This is a genomic window from Simiduia agarivorans SA1 = DSM 21679, assembly GCF_000305785.2.
In the GTDB taxonomy this organism is placed as follows: domain Bacteria; phylum Pseudomonadota; class Gammaproteobacteria; order Pseudomonadales; family Cellvibrionaceae; genus Simiduia; species Simiduia agarivorans.
The window spans coordinates 2354421-2379420 of the sequence record NC_018868.3 but is presented as its reverse complement, the minus strand read 5'-3'; the positions used below and the strand labels follow the sequence as shown (position 1 = coordinate 2379420).

At 56.5% G+C, this 25000-nt stretch carries 16 protein-coding genes; 9 read left to right on the top strand and 7 right to left on the bottom strand.

Annotated elements, in window-relative coordinates; all coding sequences use genetic code 11:
• Positions 1-150: 150 nt before the first annotated feature.
• From M5M_RS10575 to M5M_RS10545, 7 genes are all read left to right on the top strand, one after another.
• Complete coding sequence (locus M5M_RS10575) at positions 151-3042, top strand: TonB-dependent receptor domain-containing protein (protein WP_029879646.1); 2892 nt, start codon at positions 151-153, stop codon at positions 3040-3042.
• A 100-nt stretch (positions 3043-3142) separates the two neighbouring features.
• Positions 3143-4576 (top strand): putative basic amino acid antiporter YfcC, encoded by a 1434-nt coding sequence (gene yfcC, locus M5M_RS10570; protein ID WP_015047480.1) that lies wholly within the window; start codon positions 3143-3145, stop codon positions 4574-4576.
• 10 nt (positions 4577-4586) lie between these two features.
• Positions 4587-5750, top strand: a complete 1164-nt coding sequence (gene iadA / locus M5M_RS10565) for a beta-aspartyl-peptidase (RefSeq protein WP_015047479.1) — start codon at positions 4587-4589, stop codon at positions 5748-5750.
• A 9-nt stretch (positions 5751-5759) separates the two neighbouring features.
• A complete protein-coding gene (locus M5M_RS19540; RefSeq protein WP_015047478.1) occupies positions 5760-6659 on the top strand; it encodes a GlxA family transcriptional regulator in 900 nt (299 codons plus the stop codon).
• Entirely contained in the window at positions 6652-7887 is a 1236-nt protein-coding gene (locus M5M_RS10555) for a cyanophycinase (RefSeq protein ID WP_015047477.1), read from the top strand. Before M5M_RS19540 ends, M5M_RS10555 begins: the two co-directional genes overlap by 8 nt.
• Positions 7884-8843, top strand: coding sequence for an arginine N-succinyltransferase (locus M5M_RS10550; protein WP_015047476.1), 960 nt, complete (start codon positions 7884-7886; stop codon positions 8841-8843). The genes M5M_RS10555 and M5M_RS10550 overlap by 4 nt, the downstream gene beginning before the upstream one ends.
• Positions 8840-9580: an arginine N-succinyltransferase gene (locus tag M5M_RS10545; protein WP_015047475.1), complete on the top strand. Its 741-nt coding sequence runs from the start codon at positions 8840-8842 to the stop codon at positions 9578-9580. Before M5M_RS10550 ends, M5M_RS10545 begins: the two co-directional genes overlap by 4 nt.
• Here M5M_RS10545 and M5M_RS10540 read toward each other — a convergent pair.
• Both M5M_RS10540 and M5M_RS10535 read right to left on the bottom strand, forming a co-directional pair.
• Positions 9571-12606, bottom strand: coding sequence for an EAL domain-containing protein (locus M5M_RS10540; protein ID WP_015047474.1), 3036 nt, complete (start codon positions 12604-12606; stop codon positions 9571-9573). The genes M5M_RS10545 and M5M_RS10540 overlap by 10 nt on opposite strands.
• A gap of 115 nt (positions 12607-12721) precedes the next feature.
• A complete protein-coding gene (locus M5M_RS10535) occupies positions 12722-16516 on the bottom strand; it encodes a sensor domain-containing phosphodiesterase (protein ID WP_015047473.1) in 3795 nt (1264 codons plus the stop codon).
• A gap of 158 nt (positions 16517-16674) precedes the next feature.
• On the opposite strand from M5M_RS10535, the gene M5M_RS10530 reads away from it, so the two are divergent.
• Both M5M_RS10530 and M5M_RS10525 read left to right on the top strand, forming a co-directional pair.
• Positions 16675-17130 (top strand): GNAT family N-acetyltransferase, encoded by a 456-nt coding sequence (locus tag M5M_RS10530; protein WP_015047472.1) that lies wholly within the window; start codon positions 16675-16677, stop codon positions 17128-17130.
• Positions 17131-17145: 15 nt separating this feature from the next.
• The gene (locus M5M_RS10525) at positions 17146-18747 is read left to right on the top strand and encodes a mechanosensitive ion channel family protein (protein ID WP_015047471.1); all 1602 of its coding nucleotides are present in this window, start codon (positions 17146-17148) and stop codon (positions 18745-18747) included.
• Positions 18748-19139: 392 nt separating this feature from the next.
• On the opposite strand, the gene mmsB is transcribed toward M5M_RS10525, so the two are convergent.
• The 5 genes from mmsB to M5M_RS10500 form a co-directional block, all read right to left on the bottom strand.
• Positions 19140-20030 (bottom strand): 3-hydroxyisobutyrate dehydrogenase, encoded by an 891-nt coding sequence (gene mmsB / locus M5M_RS10520; RefSeq protein WP_015047470.1) that lies wholly within the window; start codon positions 20028-20030, stop codon positions 19140-19142.
• Positions 20027-21136: an enoyl-CoA hydratase/isomerase family protein gene (locus M5M_RS10515; protein WP_016389347.1), complete on the bottom strand. Its 1110-nt coding sequence runs from the start codon at positions 21134-21136 to the stop codon at positions 20027-20029. The genes mmsB and M5M_RS10515 overlap by 4 nt, the downstream gene beginning before the upstream one ends.
• Positions 21137-21336: 200 nt before the next feature.
• On the bottom strand, positions 21337-22113 hold the full coding sequence (locus M5M_RS10510; protein WP_015047467.1) for an enoyl-CoA hydratase: 777 nt from the start codon (positions 22111-22113) through the stop codon (positions 21337-21339).
• The gene (locus tag M5M_RS10505; RefSeq protein ID WP_015047466.1) at positions 22110-23276 is read right to left on the bottom strand and encodes an acyl-CoA dehydrogenase family protein; all 1167 of its coding nucleotides are present in this window, start codon (positions 23274-23276) and stop codon (positions 22110-22112) included. The genes M5M_RS10510 and M5M_RS10505 overlap by 4 nt, the downstream gene beginning before the upstream one ends.
• A 126-nt stretch (positions 23277-23402) precedes the next feature.
• The gene (locus M5M_RS10500; RefSeq protein WP_015047465.1) at positions 23403-24920 is read right to left on the bottom strand and encodes a CoA-acylating methylmalonate-semialdehyde dehydrogenase; all 1518 of its coding nucleotides are present in this window, start codon (positions 24918-24920) and stop codon (positions 23403-23405) included.
• Positions 24921-25000: the final 80 nt, after the last annotated feature.

Here is a 25000-nt window from a genome sequence, read left to right as displayed (position 1 = left end):
GCAGTTGTCAGGGCTGGCTCGCGACTTGTTGTCCGAGATCATCAGGGCACAATGAATGCCGAGATTGTGATGGCGAACTCCCTGCTTACCCGCCTCAGGGCGGGATTTTTCGCCGGCGAAAATGATAAAAACCCAAGAGAGACACGCACCATGAATACGCCCCAAAAACGACGCCTCAGTACCGCCATTCAGCTTGCCCTTGGCCTGACCTGCGCCATGCCAGCACTGGCGCAAGATCAATTGCTGGAAAAACCGGTGGAAGAAGTGCTGGTGACGGGCACCAACATCAAGGGCCTGGATCTGGAAGGCGCGGTGCAAGCAGTACAGATAAACCGCGATGACATTGTCGCCAGTGGTGCCAACACCTTAAGCGAATTATTTGAAGAGGTGTCGCTTACCGGCGGCGGCACGGGCACTTTCACCACTGAAGGTGCCGGCCCTTTGTCGTCGCAAACGCCCGTGGGTTCCGCCGGTATTTCACTGCGCGGTCTGGGCACCAGCTCGACCCTGACACTGATTAACGGGCGTCGTGTCAGTGTGAGTTCCTTTGCCAAAGGCAGCGAATCGTTTGTGGATGTGAACAGCATTCCCATGGCAGCCGTTGAGCGCATTGAAATTTTACCCAGTGGTTCATCGGCGCTGTACGGTGCAGATGCGGTGGCCGGCGTGGTGAATTTTATTCTGCGCGATGACTTTGACGGTTTTGAGCTGGATCTGAATTACGGCGATTCCTGGGCCGATACCGACGATGCACGGCTCAATATGAATGCGGTGTTTGGTCACACCACCGATGATACCAACACCCTGGTGGTAGTGGATTATTTCAAACGCAACGCCACCTTTGAGCGCGATCGGGAAGAAACCGCTGTCTCCAAGCGCCCGAGTATTGATGGCATTTTTCCCTCCTTCAACGACCTGTACTGGATGGATACCAACTACGGTTCCACTGGCGACGTGATTGAATCCGGATGCGCAACACCGGGTGTGGGTGACTACGGTCAATACTGCGCGCTTAATGCCAATGACTACTATTCGGCAGAGGGTGAAATGGAAGCGCTGGGGGTGACGGCGCAATTCTCCATGGATGTGTCGGACTCCGTGGAGTGGTTTAACGAGTTAATGCTGCAGGATAATCACTCGCGTGGCGTTTCTTCTCCTAAGTCTTTCAATTTACCCGTCAGTGCATTTCATCCGGGTTGGGATCAGAATCCCGAGTTGGCAGCCGATATTCTGGCTTCTGCGGATGCCGGCGGTTTCGGTTCATTTCCGACCGACACGGTTGCCGATGTGATTTTGTCGGCAGGCGATGATTTTATGACGGTGTTTGGATCTTTTCCCGATCCTCGTTCGGTAGAAGTGGATACCCAGAGTGCCCGGTTTGTGACCGGGTTGCGCGGCGATCTGGCTAATGACTGGAGTTGGGAAGTGGCTGCCAGCCACGGTCGCAGTGAATCGGAGCAAAACGCCACCGACGGCTATTATGTACGCGAGCTGGTCACCCACGCCCTGCTGGGCAACCTGTGTGCCGATGGCAGTCTGGCGGATCAGTACAGCGTGGATATCGCCAACCGCGACTACCGCTATAACGGCAACAGCAGTTGCGAAGATCTGGGCAGCAGCACCTTGTGGTACAACCCCTTCGGTGGGCAGGTGGATCAGGCGGTGGATGCCGGTTTTTTCCGGACCCAGGCGACCCGCCAGGGTAAATCGGAATTGACCACGCTGGATGCGAAAATGTCCGGCGAATTATTCAGCCTGCCGGCCGGTAGTGTGGGCGCTGCATTTGGTGTGGAATACCGCGAAGAGTCGGCCACCGACACGCCATCGCCTATTGCCTTGGCGACCAATGAAAATGATGAGCCGGTATTGGGTTTTTCAGCCACGGATGTGAGCTACAGTCGGGAATTATTTGCCGCCTACGGTGAAGTCTATGTGCCGGTACTGGATAATATGGAGATTCAGCTGGCGGCCCGATACGACGACTACAGTGATTTTGGGTCAAGTGTCAATCCAAAGGTGGGACTGCGTTATCAGCCTTTGGATGAATTGATCTTGCGAGCTAATTGGTCAACCTCATTCCGCGCGCCCAGTCTGGCCCAAGCTGGACAAGGAACAACGCTGAATATTTATACCGCCTACTGTGACGAAAACATCGATTTTGTCAGCACAGAATACGGAGACCTGTGCCAGGGTGAGTCCAAAACACCCACACTGTTTACGGAGGTAGTTGCAAATCCGATGCTGGAACCGGAAACCGCGGAGACATGGTCTGCCGGTGTGCTGTTGCGTCCAACGGACAATATAGAGATAAACCTGGATTACTGGGCCATCGACTATGAAGACCTGGTAAAACTGGACCAGGATGACTATGTTCGACAAACATTGGCCGGAAATACAGAAGGCGTGGTGGTTACCACTGGCAACTATGCCGACCTGCCTACAGGCACGCCAGGTTTGTTGCTTGCCCCAGTGGGTGATCCTGCAGACAATCAATTTGAATTGATTGACGCGCATTTTCAGCTTCTAAACGCGGGTTTCCAGAAAACCGATGGTGTGGACCTGGCCTATACCCAGTACATTGATCTGGACGGCAGCAGCCTGAAGCTGACCGCCGACGCATCGTATCTGGCCAACTTTGAAGAGCAATTGTCCCCGTCGAGCGGCACCGAACAGTGGGCGGGCGAATTCCGTTATCCGCGCCTGCGTGCAAATGTGGCGCTGAGCTGGCAGGCCGATGGCTGGCGCGCGCGCATTGCAGCCAACTACACTCACAGTTATAACGATGATTTGCGCAATGTCCGCGCCGAGATTCTGGATGCCTATGGCCTCAATAAAGATGACACGGTTGAGATCCCGGCGGTGACACTCCTGAATGCCAGTCTCGGGTATGTGTTTGACGATGATTCCTTTCTGCAATTAAGCGTGCGGAATCTGCTCGACAAGAATGCCCCGGACGTATTCGGTTCGGCTTCCAATGTGGATTACAGCAATCACTCCACCATGGGCCGGTACATGAGCTTGCGGTATAACTACGTATTCTGAGTGTTGTGATCCACGCGCGGGGCAGCGATCGGTGTCGTTGCCCCGTTATTTTCCGAATCGCAGAGTTAACACCGCTAACGGACCCGGGCAGTAAGTAAGCATGACAGACCGCAAAATAACCATGCCAGATACCTGGCTGATTCTCATGGCCATTGCCTTGTTGGCCTGGCTGGTGGGTTGGTGGGTGCCGGGCGGCTACTTCGCCGACACCTTACAGGTGGACGGAAAATCCGTGATCGATCCGGGTTCGTTCCGGTATGCAGATGCGCCAGTGGGCCTGCCGTTGTTCGCGGAGGGCGGCGGCATGGGCCTGTTCAACACCTTGTTTGAAGGGCTGGTTGCCGGTGACAAATGGGGCTCTGCCATTGGCGTGTTCGCGTTTATTCTGATCACCGGCGGCGCCTTTGGTGTGGTGTTTGCCACTGGCAGCGTGGAGGCGGCACTGGAGCGATTGATTGCGCGCGCCGAGGGCGAGCCGGTGTGGTTGCTGCCCGGCCTGTTTTTTGTGTTTTCGCTGGCCGGCGCCGTGTTCGGTATGGGCGAGGAGGCCATACCCTTCACGCTCATGCTGGTGCCGGTGATGGCACGCCTGGGCTATGACAAGCTGTGTGCGGTGGTGGTGACTTACGTGGCCACCCAGGTGGGCTTCGCCGCCTCCTGGATGAACCCCTTTGGCGTGGCCATTGCGCAGGGGATTGCCGGCGTCCCGCTGTTGTCCGGTGCGTCGGTGCGCATGGGCTTGTGGTTGCTGTTCACGCTGGTGGGTATGGTGTGGATTGCACGCTATGGCCGGCGCGTGCGCGGATCGGCTGGCGTAGTGCCACAGGGCAGCGGCCATTCGGTTAACCCCGCGCCGTTGCAGTCGGGTCAATGGCTGGTGTTGGCCGTGTTGATTCTGGGCGTGGCCTGGATGGTCTGGGGGGTAACCCAGCGCGGCTATTACCTGCCCGAAATAGCGACGCAATTTTTTTGTATCGGCCTGGCCGCGGGCCTGGTCGGCACGCTGTTCAGATTGAACCAGATGACCGCCAACAGTGCGCTGGAAGCGTTTCGGGCCGGCAGTGCACAACTGTTGCCGGCAGCGATGATTGTGGCATTCGCCAAAGGGATTGTATTGTTATTGGGCGGCGATGACCCGGCCAGTCCCAGCGTGCTGAACACCCTGTTGTTCGTCTGCGCCGACGCTTTATCTGAATTGCCGGCAGCGCTCACGGCGCTGGGTATGCTGGTATTTCAAAGTGGCTTCAATTTTTTTGTCACCTCGGGTTCGGGCCAGGCCGCATTGACCATGCCGTTGATGGCACCGCTGGCGGACCTGCTGGGCGTCAGCCGGCAAACGGCGGTATTGGCGTTTCAGCTGGGTGATGGGTTTACCAATATGCTGGTGCCCACCAGTGCGGCCCTCATGGGTTGTCTGGGTGCCGCTCGCATTGATTGGCTGGATTGGATAGGGTTTATCTGGCGCTTCTATCTGGTGTTGTTTGCGCTCTCGGCCGCCGCTGTGATGGCCGCCGGTGTACTGGGCTTTGCCTGAGTGGAAAATTATGTTGTTGATTAAAAACGCGCGCGTTTATGCGCCGCAGGATTTGGGCTTGTGCGATCTGTTGGTGGCCGGTACGCAGGTGCTGGCGATCGATAAACAGCTTACGCTCAGTGGTATCGCTTGCGAGCAATACGATGCGCAGGGCCAGTGGTTGGTGCCGGGCTTTGTGGATTCATTGGCCCATATTGCCGGCGGCGGTGGTGAGGGTGGGTTTGCGACCCGCACGCCCGAACTGCAGCCGACCGACGCCGTGCGTGCCGGTGTCACCCACCTGGTAGGTGTGTTGGGTACCGACGCCACCTGTCGCAGCCTGGCAGATCTCTATGGCAAGACCCAGTCGCTCAATGCGTTCGGGTTGAACTGCTTTATGCACTCGGGTTCTTACGAAATTCCGGTCAAAACGCTGACCGGGAATCTGCGCAATGATCTGATGCTGGTGCAGCCGGTGATCGGCGTGGGTGAAATTGCCATCGCCGATCACCGGGGTTCCCAGCCCAGTTGGCAGGAGCTGGCGCGGGTGGTGAGCGACGTGCGCGTAGCCGCCATGTTGGCGGGCAAAGGTGGCGCCGTCAGTATTCATGTGGGTGAAGACCCTTCCGGACTGACCTTGCTGAATCAGGTGGCCGACAATACGGCATTACCGGTCAATCAATTCCTGCCCACCCATATGGGACGCAATGATCGCCTGATCGATCAGGGTGTCGGTTTCGCCAAGCGGGGCGGTTGGGTCGATTTCACCACCAGTACCACGGACGCCATATTGGCTATGGGCGAGCGCCCGGCCCACGACGCGCTGCTCTATGCCATGGCGCAGGGCGCGCCCCTGTCGCAATTGTGTTTTTCATCCGATGCACAAGGCTCATTGCCGCACTTCAATGCGGCCGGCCAATTGGATGGACTGGAGCTCGCGTCTATCGACAGTCTGTGGGCGGAAACCGCGGCGTTGATTCGCAACAAGTCTCTCGGCGTACCGGATGCGCTGCGCGTGATTACCACCAATCCTGCACGTGCGCTGGGTTTAGCGGCGGGCAAGGTGGCGGTGAAAGGCGGCGCGGATTTTAATCTGGTCGACCCGCAAGCGCTGACGATCACCGGCAATGTGTGCCGTGGCAGATGGATGATGCGCGACGGAGAATTACTCGCACACACGCCCTTTGAGCGGTAAGCCGATTCCATGCGCCTGATTATCTATTCACCGACCGGCACGGCGACCTTCAGCCAACTGTTGGTGGATAGTGTGTGTCGTGAAATGAGCCGACGTCATGCTCTGCAGGTGACCTGCGCTGAGGATCCGGCCGAACTGGCACAAGCCGCGGAGCTGAAAATTATTACCGCACCGGTGGAGCAATTGGTGCGCCCGCAAGCCGCGTTGATCAATCAACTCAAACAGTCCGACCCCGGGCAGGCGTGGTTGTTTGTGGGCGGGGCTGTGGCCTGGTGTGCCGAGGCCGGGGTGGCAACCGATACGCCCTTATGCGCGCATTGGCAATTGATTGACAGTCTGCGCATTCGGTATCCGGCGCAACGCTTTTGCACCCATTTGTACAATTGTGAGTCCCGTTGGATGAGCGCCGCGGGCGGCCTGGCGACGGTGGATGCGCTGTTGCATTGGTTTTCCGAACGGCTCGGCGGGCTTGCCCAGCAAGTGGCAGACGTGTGGTTACTGGATAAGGTGCGCATGGGGTCCGAGCGCCAGCGCTCACCTTTGTCGGCGCATCTGGGCATTGAAGAACCCAAGCTGTTGGAAGCGATTGCGCTGATGGAGGCCAATGTGGAAGAACCCTTGGCCACCAGCGAGATTGCGGATTATCTGACGATTTCCCGGCGCCAGCTTGAGCGCTTGTTTAAAAAACATTTGCAGCAGGTGCCCTCGCGCTATTACCTCAATTTGCGTCTGGACGTGGCGCAAAAAATGCTTTTGGAAACGCCGCTGTCGATTGTGGACATAGGCGCGCGCTGCGGATTTTCTTCCGGGCCACATTTTTCCACCGCCTACCGCCAGCGATTTGAGTGGACGCCGCGCGAGGCGCGCAGTCGCCACCTGAAAAAAATGAAGGACGAAAGATATGATTAGCAGGCTCCTGGCCAGCGCGTTAATAACCCTGAGCCTGAACGTGCACGCCGGCAAGTTACTGGTTGTGGGTGGCGCGCTCAAAAGCAGCAGCAGCGATGTGTACCAGGCATTTATCGCCTCGGTAGCGCCGGAACAGCGCATCGCGATTGTGCCGGTGGCATCCGGACGGCCACATACCTACGCGCAAAAAATGGTGAAAGATTTACTGCGCTACGGGGTCGCGCCTGAGCGCATCGTGGTGTTGCCATTGGCGTTGATCGACGACCCCGCCACGGCAGAAGACGAATCACTCTGGCGGGGCAACGCAGCCAAACCGTCGGTCTGGCGCGAGGGGCCTTTGGTAGGCGGTTTTTGGTTTGTGGGTGGCGATCAGACCCGTATCACGGCAGCCCTCAGGCCCGATGGCAAGGACTCGGCGATGGCGGCTTGGATGCGCAGCCGCCTGGCGGACGGCGCCATTATCGCTGGCACCAGCGCGGGTGCGGCGATGATGAGTGAGCTCATGATTGCCGGTGGCGACAGCATCAGTGCATTGATGAAAACCGCGTCCCGGGAGTATGCCGGTATGGAAAGCCAGGAGAATGGCCGGCTGCATCTGAATCAGGGCATGGGCTTCTGGCCCGGGGTGTTGGTCGATCAGCATTTTGACCGCAAGGCACGCCTCGGCCGGTTAACCGCCGCTATGTGTACAGACAAGTCGCCCTGGGGTGTGGGTGTCGATGAGGATACCGCCTTGTTGGTGGATCTAGCGCGTGGACACTGGCAGGCTCTGGGCAATGGCAACGTGACGTTGCTGAACAGTGCCGCCATCGACTGTCAGCGCAGCGAGCAACGCTTTCACATCAGTGGCCTCACGCTGTGGATGCTGGCGCCGGGCGATCAGTTTTTATCAGCCACCCGCACACTGATTACCGCCGCCGGAAAGCAGCCGACGGTGGGTCGTGAAGCGTTTGCGCATGAGGTCTGGTCTGCCGGTGGCCCGGCGGTGGGCAATGCACGGCTGGATGAAGCCCTGGGTTTTGATTTACTCGATAACGAAAACCAAAGCCAGCTCAGTCGCTGGACCTGGCTCAAACTGGCCGGGACGGAGCACCTGATTGAATACCGTTTTACGCAGGGGCCGGATGCGCAGGGCTACTGGGCCTATATGGACGGAACCAAAGACAGTTATTCCGCGGCCGAGGTAGACTATCGCCTGGAATATACCCGGGTGGAGACTAAACCGTGAATGGCGTCTACGTAAGGCCCTGTGTCAGCAGCGATCTGGATGCGCTGGAGGATTTGGCTTACAGCAGCCCGGTTGGCCTCACTTCATTGCCGGAAGACCGGGCCAGATTGTTACAGCGGCTGACCAACAGCGAGCGCTCGTTCAGTCGCGATGTCACCACACCGGATAAGGAAGAGTATTTGTTTGCCTTGGTGGATAACACTGGCCGTTTGCTGGGCGTGAGCGGCATAGTGGCGCGGGCCGGCAGTGAAGAACCCTACTTCAACTTTCGTCGGGACTATCAGCAAACCTTTTCGCAGAGTCTGGCTGAAGGCCGCAGTATCGACCGGTTGATACTGACCACTGAAAATATGAACAAAAGTGTGTTCAGTGCATTTTTTATTGACCCCGACTACAAAACCGCACAGCACACCGAGCTGCTCGCCAGAGCGCGCATACTTTACATGGCACAACATCCTCAGCGCTTTTGTGAGCAGGTCATTGTGGAATTTGTTGGCGTGACCAATGCCCAGGCAGAGTCGCCTTTCTGGAATGCCATCGGTAAAGCATTTTTCGCGATGGAGTACGATGAGGCCGAGCACCTGAGTGCTACCCGCCGCAAGCACTTCATTGGTGAGCTGATTCCCGCCTATCCGTTGTATGTGCATCTTTTGCCCGAGGATGCCCGCGCGGTGCTGGGCGACTACGATAAACGTTTTCAACCTATGTTGGACGTGGCCTTGAACGAAGGTTTCACGCGCACTGCCTGTCTGGATATTTTCGATGCCGGCCCCTGTTACCAGATTGCCCGGGATCACCTGACAACTTTGCGGCTGAGCCGGGAAAAACGCGTACAGGAAGGTTCGCATTTGGTGGCGTCCGGCGAAGGACTGGACTTCCGGTGTGAGATTATGGATGCCAGTGAATTGAATCCACATGGATCTGTCGCCTGGGTGCCGACGGGGTATGCGCTATGATCATTCGTCCCGCCAGCATGGCGGATAGGAACGCCATTCAACAGCTGGTTACGACCGGGCAGTGCTGGTTTGGTGATCTTTACCTTCGGGAGCTGCAGCTGGAAGAAAAACTGGCGCAGTCTGAGATCAGTTTTTCCGCAGAAGACGATCAGGCGCCGGCTAACTTCTGGTTTGTGCTGGAAACCGAAGGCGCCGTGACCGCAGCGATAGAACTGCAAACGCTCGCCGGTTATGAGTTGCATTGTCTGAGCTATTGCGAGGGGCAAATGCTGCATCGGTCGGACGCATTGGGTATTTGTCACTCCCAGAAAATTTATGGTCTCGACGCCGGGTTACTGGGCATGGATCAACTCACACTGGGGCTGACACAATCGCGTAGCCCGGAACAACTGGAGGCGCTGTTAAAACACCTGTTGAATTTCCGGCGGAGCCAGCAACGTTTCCGGCAGGCGCTCTGCATTGCGTTGCCCGGTGTCAATGGCCCCGCGTTCTGGGCCGCCACGGGTGAAAAACTGATCGCTGTGGATTACCGTGAATTGCGCTACGCGCACGCCGAGCTGCTACCGCAGGCTCAGTACCCGGAGTGTTTTATTGCTGATGCCTTGGCGCACTTGGGGTCTGATACGCCGATAGCCGGGATGCTTGAGGGGTTGGGATTTGTCCGCACGCGCCGTTTCAGTCCGCTGGACGGTGGCGCTATCTGGCAGGTTGCTGGTCAGGCTTCTGGTCAGGAGTGATCCAGCCAGTTTTCCAGCGATTTGGCGTCGAGTGGCCGGGCGAACAGATAGCCCTGGCCCAGGCCGCATTGGTGTTCCTGTAGAAATTTCTGTTGCTCCCGGGTTTCCACCCCTTCGGCAATGATCTCCATACCCAGCGTTGCGCCCATGGCGATAACGGCGCGGGTTATCGCCATATCGTTCACATCTTGGGGGATGTCTTTGATAAAAGAACGATCAATCTTCAGTTGATGGATGGGGAGTTTTTTCAGATACGCCAGCGAAGAATAGCCGGTGCCAAAGTCATCGATGGCGATTTTTATACCGAGTTCACGCAGTTTGTTCAGCTGTTGGATGGCGGAGTCCATGTCTTCCAACATGTGGTTCTCGGTGACTTCGACCTTGATCAATTGCGGATTGATACCGTGCGTCGCCATGATTTCCCGGAAGCTGTCGGCAAAACTCTGGTTGTAAAGCTCTACGCCCGACACGTTAATTGCCACGGGGACGGGTGTCAGGCCCATGTCCTGCCACTCGTTAATCTGGCGGCACGCACGGTTTAATACCCATTCGCCCAGCTTGATAATCAGATTGCTTTCTTCCGCGAGGGGTATGAACAGGTCGGGTGCAATCATTTTTTTCACCGGATGCATCCATCGCACCAGGGCTTCAACGCCCACGAGCTGCTCACTGTCCAGATCGATCTGGGGTTGAAACAGCAGCAGCAATTCGTCACCGGTAATCGCTTTGTGTAACTCCGCTTCCATTTCGGCTTTGCGCATGGCCGCGGTAGTTAGGTGCCTGGCATAGAATGCGTAGCCGTCGCGGCCGCGTTGTTTTACCTGGTACATGGCGGTGTCGGCATTGCGCATGATATCGGACGGACTGGTGCCATCCTCTGGATAGATGCTGATGCCGATACTGGCGCTGGTGTAGAATTGCTTGCCGCCGAGATTGAAGGGCTGCCGGATTTCTTTCAGGATTTTATCGGCGACTTGCGCGGCAGCGTTGGTGTCGTGCAGGCTCTCCAGTAAAATAACAAATTCATCGCCGCCCAATCTGGCGACGGTATCTTCGTTGCGTACACTGTGTTTAAGTCGATTGGCTACTTGCTTAAGTAGCTTGTCACCTTCATTGTGCCCCAAACTGTCGTTGACATTTTTAAACCGGTCCACATCCAGAAACATCAGCGCCAGTTTTTGTTGATTGCGGCTGGCGTGCACCAGTGCCCGGCCCAACCGCGCCTGCAGCAGTAAGCGATTGGGGAGTCCGGTCAGGGAATCATGGTGCGCGATGTGATCGAGCTTTGCTTCGGATTTTTTCAGTACGGTAATGTCGGTAAAAATAGCGACAAAATGACGTATGGCGTGATTGTGATCGTATACCGCGCTGGCCGTTAACCATTCGGGTAGCGCCGTGCCATCCTTGCGTCGATGGACAATTTCTCCCTGCCAATGTCCGTTCTGGTTGAGCGTGTCCCAGAACGACTGGTAAAAACTTTCGGAATGATTGTCCGAGTTTAAAATACTGGCGGGTTTGCCAACGACTTCGCGTTTGTCGTAACCGGTGATGCGTTCGAAACCGGTGTTGACATCCACAATGATCCCGTTGGGGTCGGCGATGATCACGCCTTCACTGGTGTTTTCATACACCATGGCGGCCAACGCCAATTGTTCTTGCAAGGCCTTGCGCTCGGTGATGTCCTCGTGGGTGCCCACCAGCCGCTTGGCGCGTCCGTCTTTGGTTCGCTCAACCACCTTGCCCTTGGCCCTTAGCCAGCGGTATTCACCGGACGCACTTTGCGCACGGAACTCCACTTCCAGCGCTTCAGCGTCGCCCCGCATGGCTTTCAGGTAAAGGCTGCTGCGTTTGTCCCGATCATCCGGGTGCACCTTGTCGTTCCAGTAATCGAGAGGCTGGGGTTTGGCGTCGTAGTCAAATCCCAGCATGGTAAAAAAGCGTTCGTTGGCCACCCAGGTCTGACTTGGCACATTCCAATCCCACACGCCTTGCTGCGCCGCTTCAAGCGCCAGGTTCAGTTGTTGCTGCAGCGATTGCAGGGCTTCGGTTTTCTGGTGTATGTCCGTGGTATTGCGAATGATGAGTATCAGCTCGTCGGTGCCGGGCAGATCCCGCAACCGGGCTTCGAAGTGACTCAGACCCTGAGGCAATTCCATATCGTATTCATAGGTAACGAGCTCGCCATGGCTGCGCAGCTCGTCAATTTTTTTGTCAAACAACTGCGCCAAAGGCTCGGGTATGATGTCCTGCATACGTTTGCCGAGAAACTGCTCCGGCGGTGCGTACAGGTCGTCATCTTCCTGGGCCCGGTAGTCCAGTATGGTGCCATCGGCTCCGAGCCGGAAAAACAAATCCGGCAGGGAGCGGAATATGGTTTCCAGTTCACTTTCGGTGGCGTCGCGTGCCGCCTGCGCTTCTCTCAGGTCGCTGATGTCGCGCAGCACGCCGTACAAATGCTGCGCGCCGCCACCCGCATTGAGGCTGCCGAGTATTCGCAGGTATCTGCCCATGCCGGTTGGGGTTGCCATAGGTTCTTCCGATACCTCGGCCTTGCCACTGGACAGTATGCGCTGTTCGGTGATGGCGATGTTCCGGGCCATCGCGGTGGGCATCAGGTCGCTGTCGTAGGCGCCGATCACGTTTTCCAGTGAGCAGCCCAGCAGATTGGCAAATTGCTGATTGGCAAGCAGATAGCGTCCGTCCTCGGCCTTGATGTAAATGGCGTCGGAGGAATCGGACACCAAGGCATGCAGCAGCTCCAGCAGTTGTGCCGGGCTGACCTCGGGCGAGAGCGCCGTGCGCTGCTGGATGCTATGGGGCAGGTCTTTATCGATGGACACATCAGATAGGGGCGTGTCGGGGGTGAGATGCTGGTGTGCCAATAAATCCCGCAGGTGTGCCAGCGTCAACAATTGCTCTGATTGTGCATTGTCTACGACGATGCCGTCGGCGCCACTGGAGACTATGAGCGCACAGGCTTCCGCCAATGTATGACTGGCGTCGATGTGGGGTTTTGGTACCAACATAACCCTAGAAATCCAATCCATGATAGCTAAAGCATAGCCGTCGCTGGTGGGTGTTGCTGAAAGGAACGGTAAAAATCCGACGAAACGACAGTGGCCGGCTTGATATAACCAGCGGTTATATTGTGTCGGGTTGCATAAACGCCGGAATCTGGTTTTCGAGCCAGCGCGAGGCTTCGCCAGCGGATAGCGGCCGGGAGAACAAAAATCCCTGCCCGAGTTGGCATCCCATGCGGGTCACCAGATCACACTGCGCCTGCGTTTCCACCCCTTCCGCCACCGATGTCATATTCAACGCCTCAGACAAGGTGATAATGGTTTTGACAATGGCGAGGTTTTCCTTTTTGACGTCGATTTCATCGACAAAGCAACGATCGATTTTGATCAGGTCCAGCGGGAACCGGTGCAAGTAACTGAGTGAAGAATAGCCCGTGCCAAAATCGTCCATAGCCAGGCGGACACCCAGCTGGCTGAGTTCCTTTAATAATCGTTGTGCGGTGGCAACGTTTTCCATCAGGGCGCTCTCGGTAATCTCTACCTTGAGGCTGGCGGGGCTTATGCCGCTGAGTTCAATAATATCCTGGATTCGCTCCACTAAGCCGGTGCGGGAAAAATGCTTGCTGGACAGGTTGACACTGACGCTCAGCGGGTATTTGAACTTTTGTTGCCATTGCGCCAATTGCAGGCAGGCTTTTTTACAAATAATCAGGTCCAGCTCTACAATCAGCCCGCTTTCTTCTGCCAGCGGAATGAAATCAGCGGGGGAAATCGTGCCTTGGTTGGCGTGTTGCCAGCGTGCCAGGGCTTCGAACCCGTCGGGGCTGCCGGTGGCCAGATTAATGATGGGCTGAAAGTACACATCGATCTCAGACAGATTAATGGCATTGCGCAGTTCGGTTTCCAGCTTCAGCGTGTTCAGCGCTTTTTTGTGCATGCTTTGGTCGAATACCACGTACTGACGCTTACCCAACAGTTTAGCTTGATACATGGCGGCGTCGGCGTCGCGCAACATGGCGTCGGCTTTGTCGTAGTTCAGTTTGCTGTGGGCAATCCCGATAGAGGTAGAGGTGAACACTTCACTGCCGTCGACGATAAACGGCGCGGTCAATTCGGTGCCAATGCGCTTGGCAACCTGTTCGGCGTGTTGCACGCCACTGATATCATCCAGCAGCAGGCAGAATTCATCTCCACCCAGCCGAGCCACTGTATCCTGTGGCCGTATGACAGATACCAATCGTTTGGAGACTTCCTGCAGTAGTTTGTCGCCGGCCAGATGACCGAGGCTGTCATTAATGATTTTGAACCGGTCGAGATCAAGGAACAGTACCGCATAGCGGTAGCGGGATTCACGTTTGCCCTTGGCAATTAACTGGCCGAGCCGGTCCATGAACAGGGCGCGATTGGGCAGCCCGGTCAATGCATCGTGAAAGGCATCGTGTTCGAGTTGTTTTTCAATTTCGCGTCGCTTTTCTATCTGCGCTTCCAGCGACAGGTTCACTTCCCGCAGCTCCTGTGTGCGCTGCTCCACCCTGCGCTCCAGAGCGTCGCGCGCGGATTTTCTTTGCAGCGCAGTGGCTACATGATGTGACACATAAGTCAGTAGTTCCTCTTCTTCCCGACCGAGTACAAAATCGGTGTCATAAGTCTGAACGGCCAGCACACCCACTGCATCGCCTTCAATGATTAAGGGTACTCCAAGCCAGGATACGGGCTGCTTGCCCTTGATCTGAATTTTTTTCGAAATCTTTGCGATATTATCGGGCGTCACCAACATGGGTTTGACATTGTGAATAACCCATTCGCTCAGATGGTTGCCCATGGGGCGAGGGCCCGGCACCCGGTCTCTGTTATCGGCGTAGTAAGGAAAATGCAGCATGCCGGGCTGGTTGTCATCGATAAGCGCGATGAAAAAATATTTTGCGTAGATCAGTTGGCCAACAATTTTATGAATCTGTTTATAAAAGGTTTCCATGTCGGTAGTGGAACTGGAGACATCCGCAATCTTGAACAGGGCGGCCTGGAGTTTCTCTGCTTTTTCCCGGATATCGATTTCATGCTGCAGCTGCTTGTTGGTTTCAGCCAGCTCATTGGTCCTCGCCTGAACCCTGGCCTCCAGCGATTCCCGGTGCTGCCTGCGTTCAAGCGCGGTCGCCACATGCGAGCTGACGAACTGCAGTAATTCCTGATCCTGTTTTGTGAGCCGGTGCTCCTGGGTATAGGTTTGCACCACAATGACGCCATTCACTTCGCCTTCGCTCAGTAGCGGGATGCCCAGCCAATCCACCGGGTTGGTGCCCACCAGCCCCACTTCGCCGTCCTTTTCCAATTGCGTGAACACAGCCTCGTCGGCGAGTAGGGATTGCTTGGTGCGGATGACATAGGCGGTCAGTGTTTTGTCGATGAATTCCAGCGGCATGTGAGGGACTTGCTCGTCCGGGCTGACCTCGGTGAAGTCATCCAGATCCTGGTGGGAGTCGACATAATAGGGGAAGTAAAGTTTACCTTTTTCACGGTTGAATTCGGCGATGTAGAAATTTTCGGCATGGACGAAGCGGCCGATCAATCGGTGTATCTCCTGATAGATGGTCGCCATGTCGGTGGTCGACTGGGTCAGCTCGTCAATACTGAACAGTGTGGCCTGCATTTCTTCGGCGCGCCGGCGGTCTTCGATTTCTGCACCCAGGCGGCTATTGATCTCGGAAAGCTCCCAGGTGCGTTGTTCTACCCGTGCTTCGAGCGTGATGTTGGCCAGCATGAGCGCGTCGGAATCCTGTTGCCGCTTGAGCGCTTCCGCCAGTTGGTCGGCGGCAAATCGCAGTAGGTCCAGGTCCTGTGGCTTGTAGTGCTGATCGGGCTCATAGCTTTGCGCGGCGATAATACCGTAGGCTTCATCGCCAATCAGAATGGGCGCGCCCAACCAGCTTTCAGGCAGGGCACCCACCGGGTCGAGCTCGCCTTCGTCAATCAGCGCAGCGATTTCTTCTTTGCCCAATAAGCGAGGCTTTCGCAGGTGCAGGAGGTATTCGGTGGCACCATTGCCGAGTTTACGTGATTTGGTGCTGATGTCTTTTTTGTCGGCAAAGTAGGGGAAGGTAATGGTGCTGCCGTCCTCACTCAGGAGTGATACGTAAAAGTTTTTTGCAGGGAAAAGCCCATCCAGGATCCGGTGCAATCTGGGATAGATCTTTCCCAGATCGCTGATGCTGTGGGAAAGCGTGGAGATTTCGTACAGCGCCTCCTGGCGCCGCTTGTCTTCTTCGTGCGCAGCCAGCGTGGCTTCCAGCTCCTGGTTTTTCTGGCTGAGTATCTGGGTTCGCTCTGCAACTGTGCGCTCCAATGTTTCCCGTTGTTCGAACCGGCTGAGCGCGGTAGAAATCTGTTTGGCCAGAAAAGACAGTACGTCACAATCGGTGCGGGTAAACAGCGTGTCCTGCAGGTAGGACTGAACCACCATGGCGCCACGCTGATCTTCTCCCCAGCGCAGCGGTACGCCGATCAAACACTGGGGTTTACCGCCCACCAGTTTGAGCGAATACCGGGTCAGCAACTGGTCGAAATCATCGGTATCCTGAGTAAATATGGTGGTGTCGTGGTTTACCAGAAAGACGCTCAGGCTGCCATCGAGACGGGAAAGGGGTGTTTCAGCTATTTTATCGCCGGGTTCCGGGTCGAGTGTGTCGACATAGTAGGGGAAGCTTAAGTTGGTGCCATCTTTGCTCTCGACCGCAATATAAAAGTTTTCGGCATACATCAATCGCCCGATAATGGCGTGGGCGCGCCTGAACAGGTTTTCCAGACTGCTTGCGCGATAGGACAGATCGGCTATTTCAAACAGCGCGCTTTGCACGAATTGGGTACGATGCGGATCTTGGCTGTCTGCCTTCGCATAAGAGGTTGTCAGGGGCGGCGTCATCCAAAGGGCTCCGGTGTTTAGCCCAGTATAGTCAAGATGCGGGCATTACTCCGGCATGGCGCGGAATAACGCTTTTTCGAATTTTTATTTCTAAATGATAGTGATAAATGGATTTTTAGTTATGATGGCTATATTGCGTTAGGTACCAGGAGTGGCGTATGGCGTTATTTATCAATGAACCCACACACTTCAATGCATTCTCGGCGTTGAATTACGCCTGGATCAGCCAGTTTTTCGAGGTTGAAGCATCAGACAGGAAGGCACTGGACAACCCCGGCGACATAGTAAAAGCCGGGGGCCACATAATCACCCAATCTGATGGTCAAACCGTGGTCGGCTGCTGCGCGTTATTGTGCAATGGCGAGCGCAGTTTCGAGCTTGCCAAAATGGCGGTGAGGCAGTCCCATCAGGGCCGCGGCCTGGCCAACGTGCTCATGCAGGCTGCGATTGGACTGGCGCGCGAGCAAGGCGCTTTATCCATAGACTTGCTGACTAATTCGCGGCTGGTGCCTGCGGTCACGCTTTACCGGAAATTCGGATTTGCCGAGCTCCCTGCTGGCTGCCACCCGGATTACGCGCGATGTGATCTGGTGATGCGGCTCAATCTGGACTAAGGAAGGAAATAGCAGATGATGACTGTCCTCAGGATAGTGTTGGTGTTAATTGTGGCCGGCTTCGCCGGCGGTCACGTCTGGGCGCAGGACCTTGAACCGCGCATTGCCGATATGGTGTCTGAGCCGGCCAAGGAGGCAATGCCGGATACCCAGGTGCCAGAAGACGAGTTTGAACGGGGCACGCCGCGCACTGCCATGGAGGCCTACCTGCGGGCCGCCCGTCGGGGGGAATTTGAACGGGCAGCAGAATACCTTGATTTCCGCAATGTGGGCGAAGACGTTTTGGCCATTGGCAAGCCGGCGCTGGCTGAGGATTTTTTTCAGATACTGGATCGCACCTTGTGGGTTGATCTGGATAATCTCAGCTTGCGACCCGAGGGTAAACTGCAGGACGGATTGCCCAGTTACCGCGAAGCACTGGGCAAGATTGAAACCCGCCATGGTCAGATGACCTTGTTGCTCCAGCGGGTACCCCGTGGCGATGGCGTATCCATCTGGAAGGTGTCCAACGCCACGGTGGCGCGTATTCCCGAGCTATCGGAGGAGTTTGCGTACGGCCCCCTGGGGCAATGGATGTCTGACCATGTGCCACGCATCTCATTGTTGAATGTTCCGCTGTGGATCTGGCTGCTTCTGCTTTCTTTACTGGGGACGACATGGCTGCTGATCTGGTTGCTTATCAATGCGTTATTGCGCGTGGGTGGAAGCCATCCATCGCCGGTGCGGCAATCATTCAATGATTTACTGCGAGGACCACTTTGCCTGATGGCGGCGCTGGTGGTGTCCGGTCAGTTTGTGGCTGTGGAGTCGCTGGGTGTATCGGTTGCGGCGGTATTGCGCGCGCAAACTCTGTGGCTGGTGTGTTGGGCCTGGACGCTGAATGGTGTGATCAGCCTGCTGGCAGAGATCTACTTACAGCGGCACAAGGATTCGCCCACGGGTCTGGTGCACGCGTTACTGCGGCCGGGCGCGACTGTAGCCAAAAGTATTGTGGTGGTGATCATTGCCCTGCTGTGGTTGGAAAATCTGGGCTTCAGCCCCACTGCAGCGCTGGCGGGTCTGGGTATCGGCGGGCTGGCATTTGCACTGGCCGCACAGAAGTCGATCGAAAACATGATTGGTGCTTTGACCTTGTATGTGTCCTCGCCGGTGAAAGTAGGGCAGTTGTGCCGGTTCGGAACGCAGGTGGGTGTGATAGAGGAGATCGGATTGCGTGCTACACGGGTGCGTACATTGGACCGGAGCGTGGTGCACATTCCCAATGCTGTTTTTGCCGACATGCAATTGGAAAATATTTCCCAGCGCGAACGCATTGCCTATCGTCCGGCCATTCACCTGGATGGCAGAAGCCTGCCACAATCTCTTGTATTGGATGAATTGTTAACGCAGATGCGTCAGGTACTGAATGAGCACGAACGGGTCGCCGACGATGTGGTGCGGGTGCGCTTTAAAGCGTTTGAACATCACGCGTTACTGATCGACGTACTGGCCTACGTGGACACCACGGATTACAACGACTACCTGGAAGTGGCAGAGTCATTGAATCTGGCATTGCTGGGGTGTGTGCAAAAGGCCGGGGTACGGTTGGCCAGTCCGATGGGGGTTGGGGCTGAGTAATTTCGCGTTTTTTGTGTGATGATTTTTTTGTTTTGCGGATAGTTATTCATTTTCTTTGCTTGGCCAAAGCGTTGAAAACATGAGCGTCAGCGAAAGTGACGAAGGAGCGTTCAAACGAACCAAAAGAAAGGCCACCCCGCGTGGACTGAGCGGCTCCTGCCGCTCACCTTTCGGGCAGCAGAGCTGGTCCAAATTGTTCCATGCAATTTGTCGCGCCCTTCGGGCTCGTTCTCTCCGGGCAACTTCAGAGGGTCGCCGGCGACCGCCATCCATGGCAGAACGCCGCTCAAATGGGCGTCCTGCCCATTTGACCCCCTGAAATTGCCCTCCGATCACCGCTGCAGAAGGGGCCCCAAGAGCGGGTGCCTCGCCATAAAATCGAGACTAAACGTTTATTTATACAACTGCTGAATAGAAGAAAAATCCATCTTGCCTTTATCTTCGCCGCCGCTGTGCTTATGCAAACTGAACAAATTCCTCGCTGCCGCTCCCATCGGGATAGATGATGCACTGGCCAGTGAGGCCTGCATGGCCAGGCCCAGGTCTTTCAACATCAGGTCCACCATAAAACCACCGGTATAGCCGCGCGAGGCTGCGGAGTTTTCCAGTACGCCGGGGTAGGGGTTGTATTTTTCGAGACTCCAATTGCAGCCGGAGCTCTTCAGCATAATTTCAGACAGCACTTTCGGGTCGAGTCCGTTATCCACGCCCAATTGCAGCGCTTCGGCGGTGCCGGCCATGTGAATCGCCAGCAACATGTTATTGCAGATTTTAGCCACTTGGCCTGCGCCGCTGTCACCGGCACGGAAAATATTGCTGCCCATGGCGGCGAGTATGTCACGCGCTGCGTCGACGTCGGCTTGAGTGCCGCCACACATGAACGCCAGGGTGCCGGCCGCCGCTGCGGCAACGCCGCCGGACACAGGCGCATCCACCACACGCATGCCTTTCTCGCGGCCGACGTTGGCTAGCCGCTGGGAATTCTGCGGTGCCACGGTGGAGCAGTCGAGTACCAGCGTGTTTTTGGGCATGGCGTCGAACAACTTGTCTTTGTCGATGTAAACGCTTTCGACGATGCTGCCATTGGGCAGCATGGACACCACCGCGTCGCATTGTTTAACGGCCTCTTGCGCCGATTTGAACGCAACGCAGCCATCTTTTTCGGCCTGCGTAAGATGCTCTGGCATCAAGTCGAAGGCGCGTACAGTGAAGCCTTTCTTTGCCAGGTTAGCGGCCATGCCGCCGCCCATATTGCCCAGGCCGATAAATGCAACAGTGGTCATGCGGAGGCTCCTAAATCGGTTAATGGGTGCTCGCCGGTAAATGGCGAGTCAAAGAAAATTTGCCAATGCTGGTCTTGCACCTCGTGGAAGGCCGCGGGTGTCCACTGGGGATTGCGGTCCTTGTCGATAAGCAACGCGCGGACCCCTTCCTTGAAGTGGCCATGCTTGGCCGCATTCACGCCCATGGTCAGCTCGGTGCGGAAGACGTCGGCCAGGCTCGCGCCGTTGGCGCGACGCAATTGTTCAGTCACCAGGTAAGGCGTTACCGGGCAGCCGCGGGCCAGGGTTTTTGCGGCACGGCTCAGCCACTCGTCATCGCCCTGATAGCCAATGATGCGGTTGATAATCTCCAGCGTGTTGTCGCCCGTGCATTGCGCATCCATGTGTGCCTGGTGTGCTTCCACCTGGCCTGCAGGCGCGTCGGCAGCAAAGCGGTCGGCGAATTGCGACAACACCGTGTCGAGCGTATCGGGTTCCGATTCGGCCACCAGTGCCTGCAGGTTAATTTTTTCGGCGGCGGGCACAAACAGGTCGGCGAAACCTAAGTAGCGCGCATCGGTGGCATTAAATTGTGCACCGGTAATGCCGAGAAACAGACCCGATTTGCCGGGCGCGCGGCTGAGGAAATAACTGCCGCCCACATCGGGAAACAGGCCGATGGTGATTTCCGGCATGGCCATGCGGGTGGTTTCGGTGACGATGCGAATCGGTGCGCCGCACAGCAACCCCATACCGCCGCCCATGACAATGCCACTGCCCCAGACAATTAACGGTTTGGTGTAGTTGTGAATGTGATAATCGAGCCGGTATTCGCGCTCAAAAAAGCGCTCGCAGCTGTCGTCTGGCAGTGTTTCGCCATAGGCTGCGCTGCCCGCGTGCAGTGCCACCACGTCGCCGCCCGCACAAAACGCCTTTTCGCCCGCGCCTTCTAACCAGACTGCCGCGATCTGCGCATCCTGCTCCCATTCGTTCAATTGGCTCTGCAATAAATCGATCATCGCCAGGCTCAGGCTGTTGAGCGATTTCTCCGCATTCAGGCGGGCAATGCCAAGCAATTTTCCATTGGTCGCCGGGCGGGTTTCAAATACCACGGGTTGATCGGACAAAACAGGCTCCTTATTTTTTCAATACACCGTAGGGTGGAATAAGCGATTGCGCATTCCACCTTCCACCTTCGAATTCCACCTTCGCATTCCGTCTTTTGCTGCGTTGATTTTGGTGGAATGTGCTGTCGCTCGGCAACTGCTCCTGCGTTGCTCTACTATCCGACATCCATGTCGGTATTATTCCACCCTACGGGTGTGTGCTATTGGTTTTTCCATTCGGGTTTGCGTTTTTCTAGGAACGCGGCCACGCCTTCTTTCTGGTCCTGTGTGTCCCAGAGCTTGACGAACTGTTCGCGCTCCAGCGCCATCATGTGGTTCATCGGCGTCGTGCGTGCGCCCATGATTAATTGTTTGCAACGCGCCACCGAGGTAGGTGACTGACCGGCGACTTTGTCGGCGAGTTCCAGCGCTTTGTCCAGCACAGTGCCGGTTTCAACCACGTCCTGTACCAGGCCAATTTGCAGGGCCTTGTCGGATTTGATGCGTTCGCCCAACAGAATCATGCGCTTGGCCCAACCTTCACCCACCAGCCAGGGCAGGTGCTGAGTGCCGATACCGCAGGGCAGCAAGCCCACAGTGGCTTCGGGCAAGGCCATTTGTGATTGGGTTTCACAGATGCGGATGTCGCAGCACAGTGCTGCTTCCAGACCGCCACCCATGGCAAACCCGGTGATGGCGGCAATGGAGACACCGCGGTAGTGTGTCAGGGTCTCAAAGGCTTCGCCAAAGGCCGCGCAAAAGGTAAATGCCTGATCTTTGTCGTTGTGGTTAAAGCGGTTAAGGTCGGCCCCGGCAGAGAAAAACTTCTCGGATTCCGATGCCAGAATCAACGCGTAGTTGTCTTTGTCGGCATTTAACTCTTCAACCAGTTGCTTCAGATAATTGAGGCTTTCCGGCGTCCAGGTGTTGGCCGGTGGATTATTCATGGTGATGATGGCGGTGTGACCGCGTTTTTCAATTTTCAGTAAATCGCTCATCGAATGGTCTCCGTTGCATGTTCGGCCAGCATGCGGCGCGAAACAATCACGCGCATGATTTCGTTGGTGCCTTCCAGAATCTGGTGAACCCGGCAATCGCGCAGCAAGCGCTCGAGCGGGTATTCGCGAATGTAACCATAGCCGCCGTGCAGCTGCAGGGCATCGTTGACCACGTCGAAACACTGGTCGGTGGCGAACTGCTTGGCCATGGCGCAGTAAGTGGATTTGTCGGCGTGATTCTGGTCCAGTTTGAAGGCGGCCAGTGCCACCATGTTGCGGGCGGCGACGAGTTTTGTAGCCATGTCCGCCAGCTTGAATTGCAGCGCCTGAAAGCCAGACAGCGCTTTGCCGAACTGTTTGCGTTCGTGCATATAGGCTTGCGCCACGGTAATCGCTTCCTGGGCGGCCCCGAGTGAGCAGGTGGCAATGTTGATGCGACCGCCGTCCAGCCCTTTCATGGCAATGGCAAAGCCTTCCCCCTCGTCACCCAGGCGGTTAGTCACCGGCACGCGCACGTTTTCAAAACTGATGGTTCGGGTGGGCTGGCTGTTCCAACCCATTTTCACTTCTTTTTTACCGTAGCTGATGCCCGGCGCGTCGGCGGGAATGGCGATGCAGGATATGCCTTTGGCGCCGTCGTCCTGGCTGCCGGTGCGCACCATGGCAATCAGTATGTCGGTGGAGCCGGCACCGGAAATAAACGCCTTTGAGCCATTGATGATGTAATCATCGCCGTCGCGTTCGGCTTTGGTTCGCAAGCTTGCCGCATCGCTGCCGGCACCGGGTTCGGTCAGGCAGTAGGACGCGAGCTTGGCACCGCAGGTTAAGCTTTCTGCCCACTCGGCCTTGAGCGCATCCTGGCCCCAGCTGCACAGCATCCAGGTGGCCATGTTGTGAATGGTAATGAACGCCGCCGTGCTCGGACAGGCGCGCGCGAGTTCTTCCACAATCACCATGGTGTCGGCGCGGGATAAGCCCATGCCGCCGCAGTCTTCAGGTGAGTAGATGCCCATGAAGCCCATGTGGCCGGCTTTTTCAAACAGCTCGGTGGGGAAGATTTGTTGCTCGTCCCATTCGGCCGCGTGCGGTTTCATTTCGCCGTTGGCGAAATCGCGGGCCGCCTGTTGGAAAGCCAATTGCTCTTCGGTTAGGTCGAAATTCATATCACTCTCTTGTTATACACCGTAGGGTGGAATAAGCGAAGCGCATTCCACCTTCGCATTCCACCGTTTCCATGGTGTGCGAAAAAAGGTGGAATGCGCTTGCGCTTATTCCACCCTACGTTTTATTTATTTTAAATTGATCGTCATGTTCGGGCCGCCGGGGATATCTTCGTCGAACCAACGCGCCGTAACGGTTTTGGTTTCGGTGTAGAAACGCACCGCTTGTTTGCCATAGGCGTGCTGGTCGCCATAGAAGGAAGCGCGCCAGCCGGTGAAGCTGAAGAATGGCAGCGGTACCGGCACCGGTACGTTAATGCCCACCTGGCCCACCAGGATCTCGTGCTGGTATTTACGCGCACAGGCGCCGCTGGCGGTGAAAATGCTGGTGCCGTTGCCGAACGGGCAGGCGTTGATCAGCGCAATGGCTTCGTCCAGCGTATCGACGGTAATGATGCACAGTACCGGACCGAAAATTTCATTTTTGTAAATTTCCATGTCGGTAGTGACATCGGTGAAAATGGTCGGGCCTACCCAGTTGCCGTCGGGGAAACCTTCCACCACGCAGTCGGAGCCATCCAGAATACAGTTGGCGCCTTCCTGTTTGCCTTTTTCGATAAAGGCCAGCACGCGGTCGCGCGCTTGCGGGGAAATCTGTGGGCCGTAGGCGGCGTCTTTGTCATCCCAGGCGCCGGGGCGGATTTTGCTGGCGGCGATTTTCAGGTCGTCCACCCACTCTTTTGATTCGCCCACCATCACGGCCACGGAAATCGCCATGCAGCGCTGACCGGCGGCACCGAAGCCGGCGCCCACCAGGTTGTTGATCACCTGCTGCTTGTTGGCATCGGGCATCACCACCATGTGGTTTTTGGCACCGGCAAAGCACTGGGCGCGCTTGAGGTGTTGGGTCGCAGTACGGTACACGTGTTCGCCCACGGGCACGGAACCCACAAAGCTCACGGCTTTCACTTCCGGGTGGGTCAGCAATTGGTTGACCTGGTCTTTGCCGCCGTGAATCACCTGCAGCACGCCCTTTGGCGCGCCCGCCTGTTCAAACAGTTCCACCAAGCGGGTGGGCGTGAGCGGGTCTTGCTCAGACGGCTTCAGGATGAAGGTGTTGCCGCAGGCGATGGCGAGCGGGAACATCCACAGGGGAATCATGGCCGGGAAGTTGAACGGCGTGATGCCGAAGCACACACCCAGAGGCTGGGTGTAGGAATAGCAATCGATAGTGCGGGCCACGTTTTCCACGGTTTCGCCCATCATCAGGCTGGCGATATTGCAGGCGTGTTCCACCACTTCGATGCCGCGCCAGACATCGCCCTTGGCATCGTCAAAGGTCTTGCCGGTTTCCTGCGCCAGAATGGTGGCAATTTCATCGTGGTGCTGCTTCAGCAGGTGCTGGTACTGCAACATGATGCGCGCACGCACGGGCACGGCCACGTCTTTCCAGCTGGCGAAAGCAGCCTTTGCGCTCGCAACCGCGCGTTCCACTTCGGCTTCGGTGGCGCAGGGCGCTTCGGTAATCACTTCCTGGGTGGCGGGGTTGGTCACCGGAATCCACTGGCTGGATTCGCTCTGAGTCCACTCACCTTCGATGAACAGGGGCACGCGCTTGGGCAGGCCGTTGGCAAAATGCTGAGTCATGGCAAACACCTTCAATTGAGTCTGGCAACATCAGAACACAGGATAGACGGCCGGGGGATTGACGATATTGGTGCCTTGAT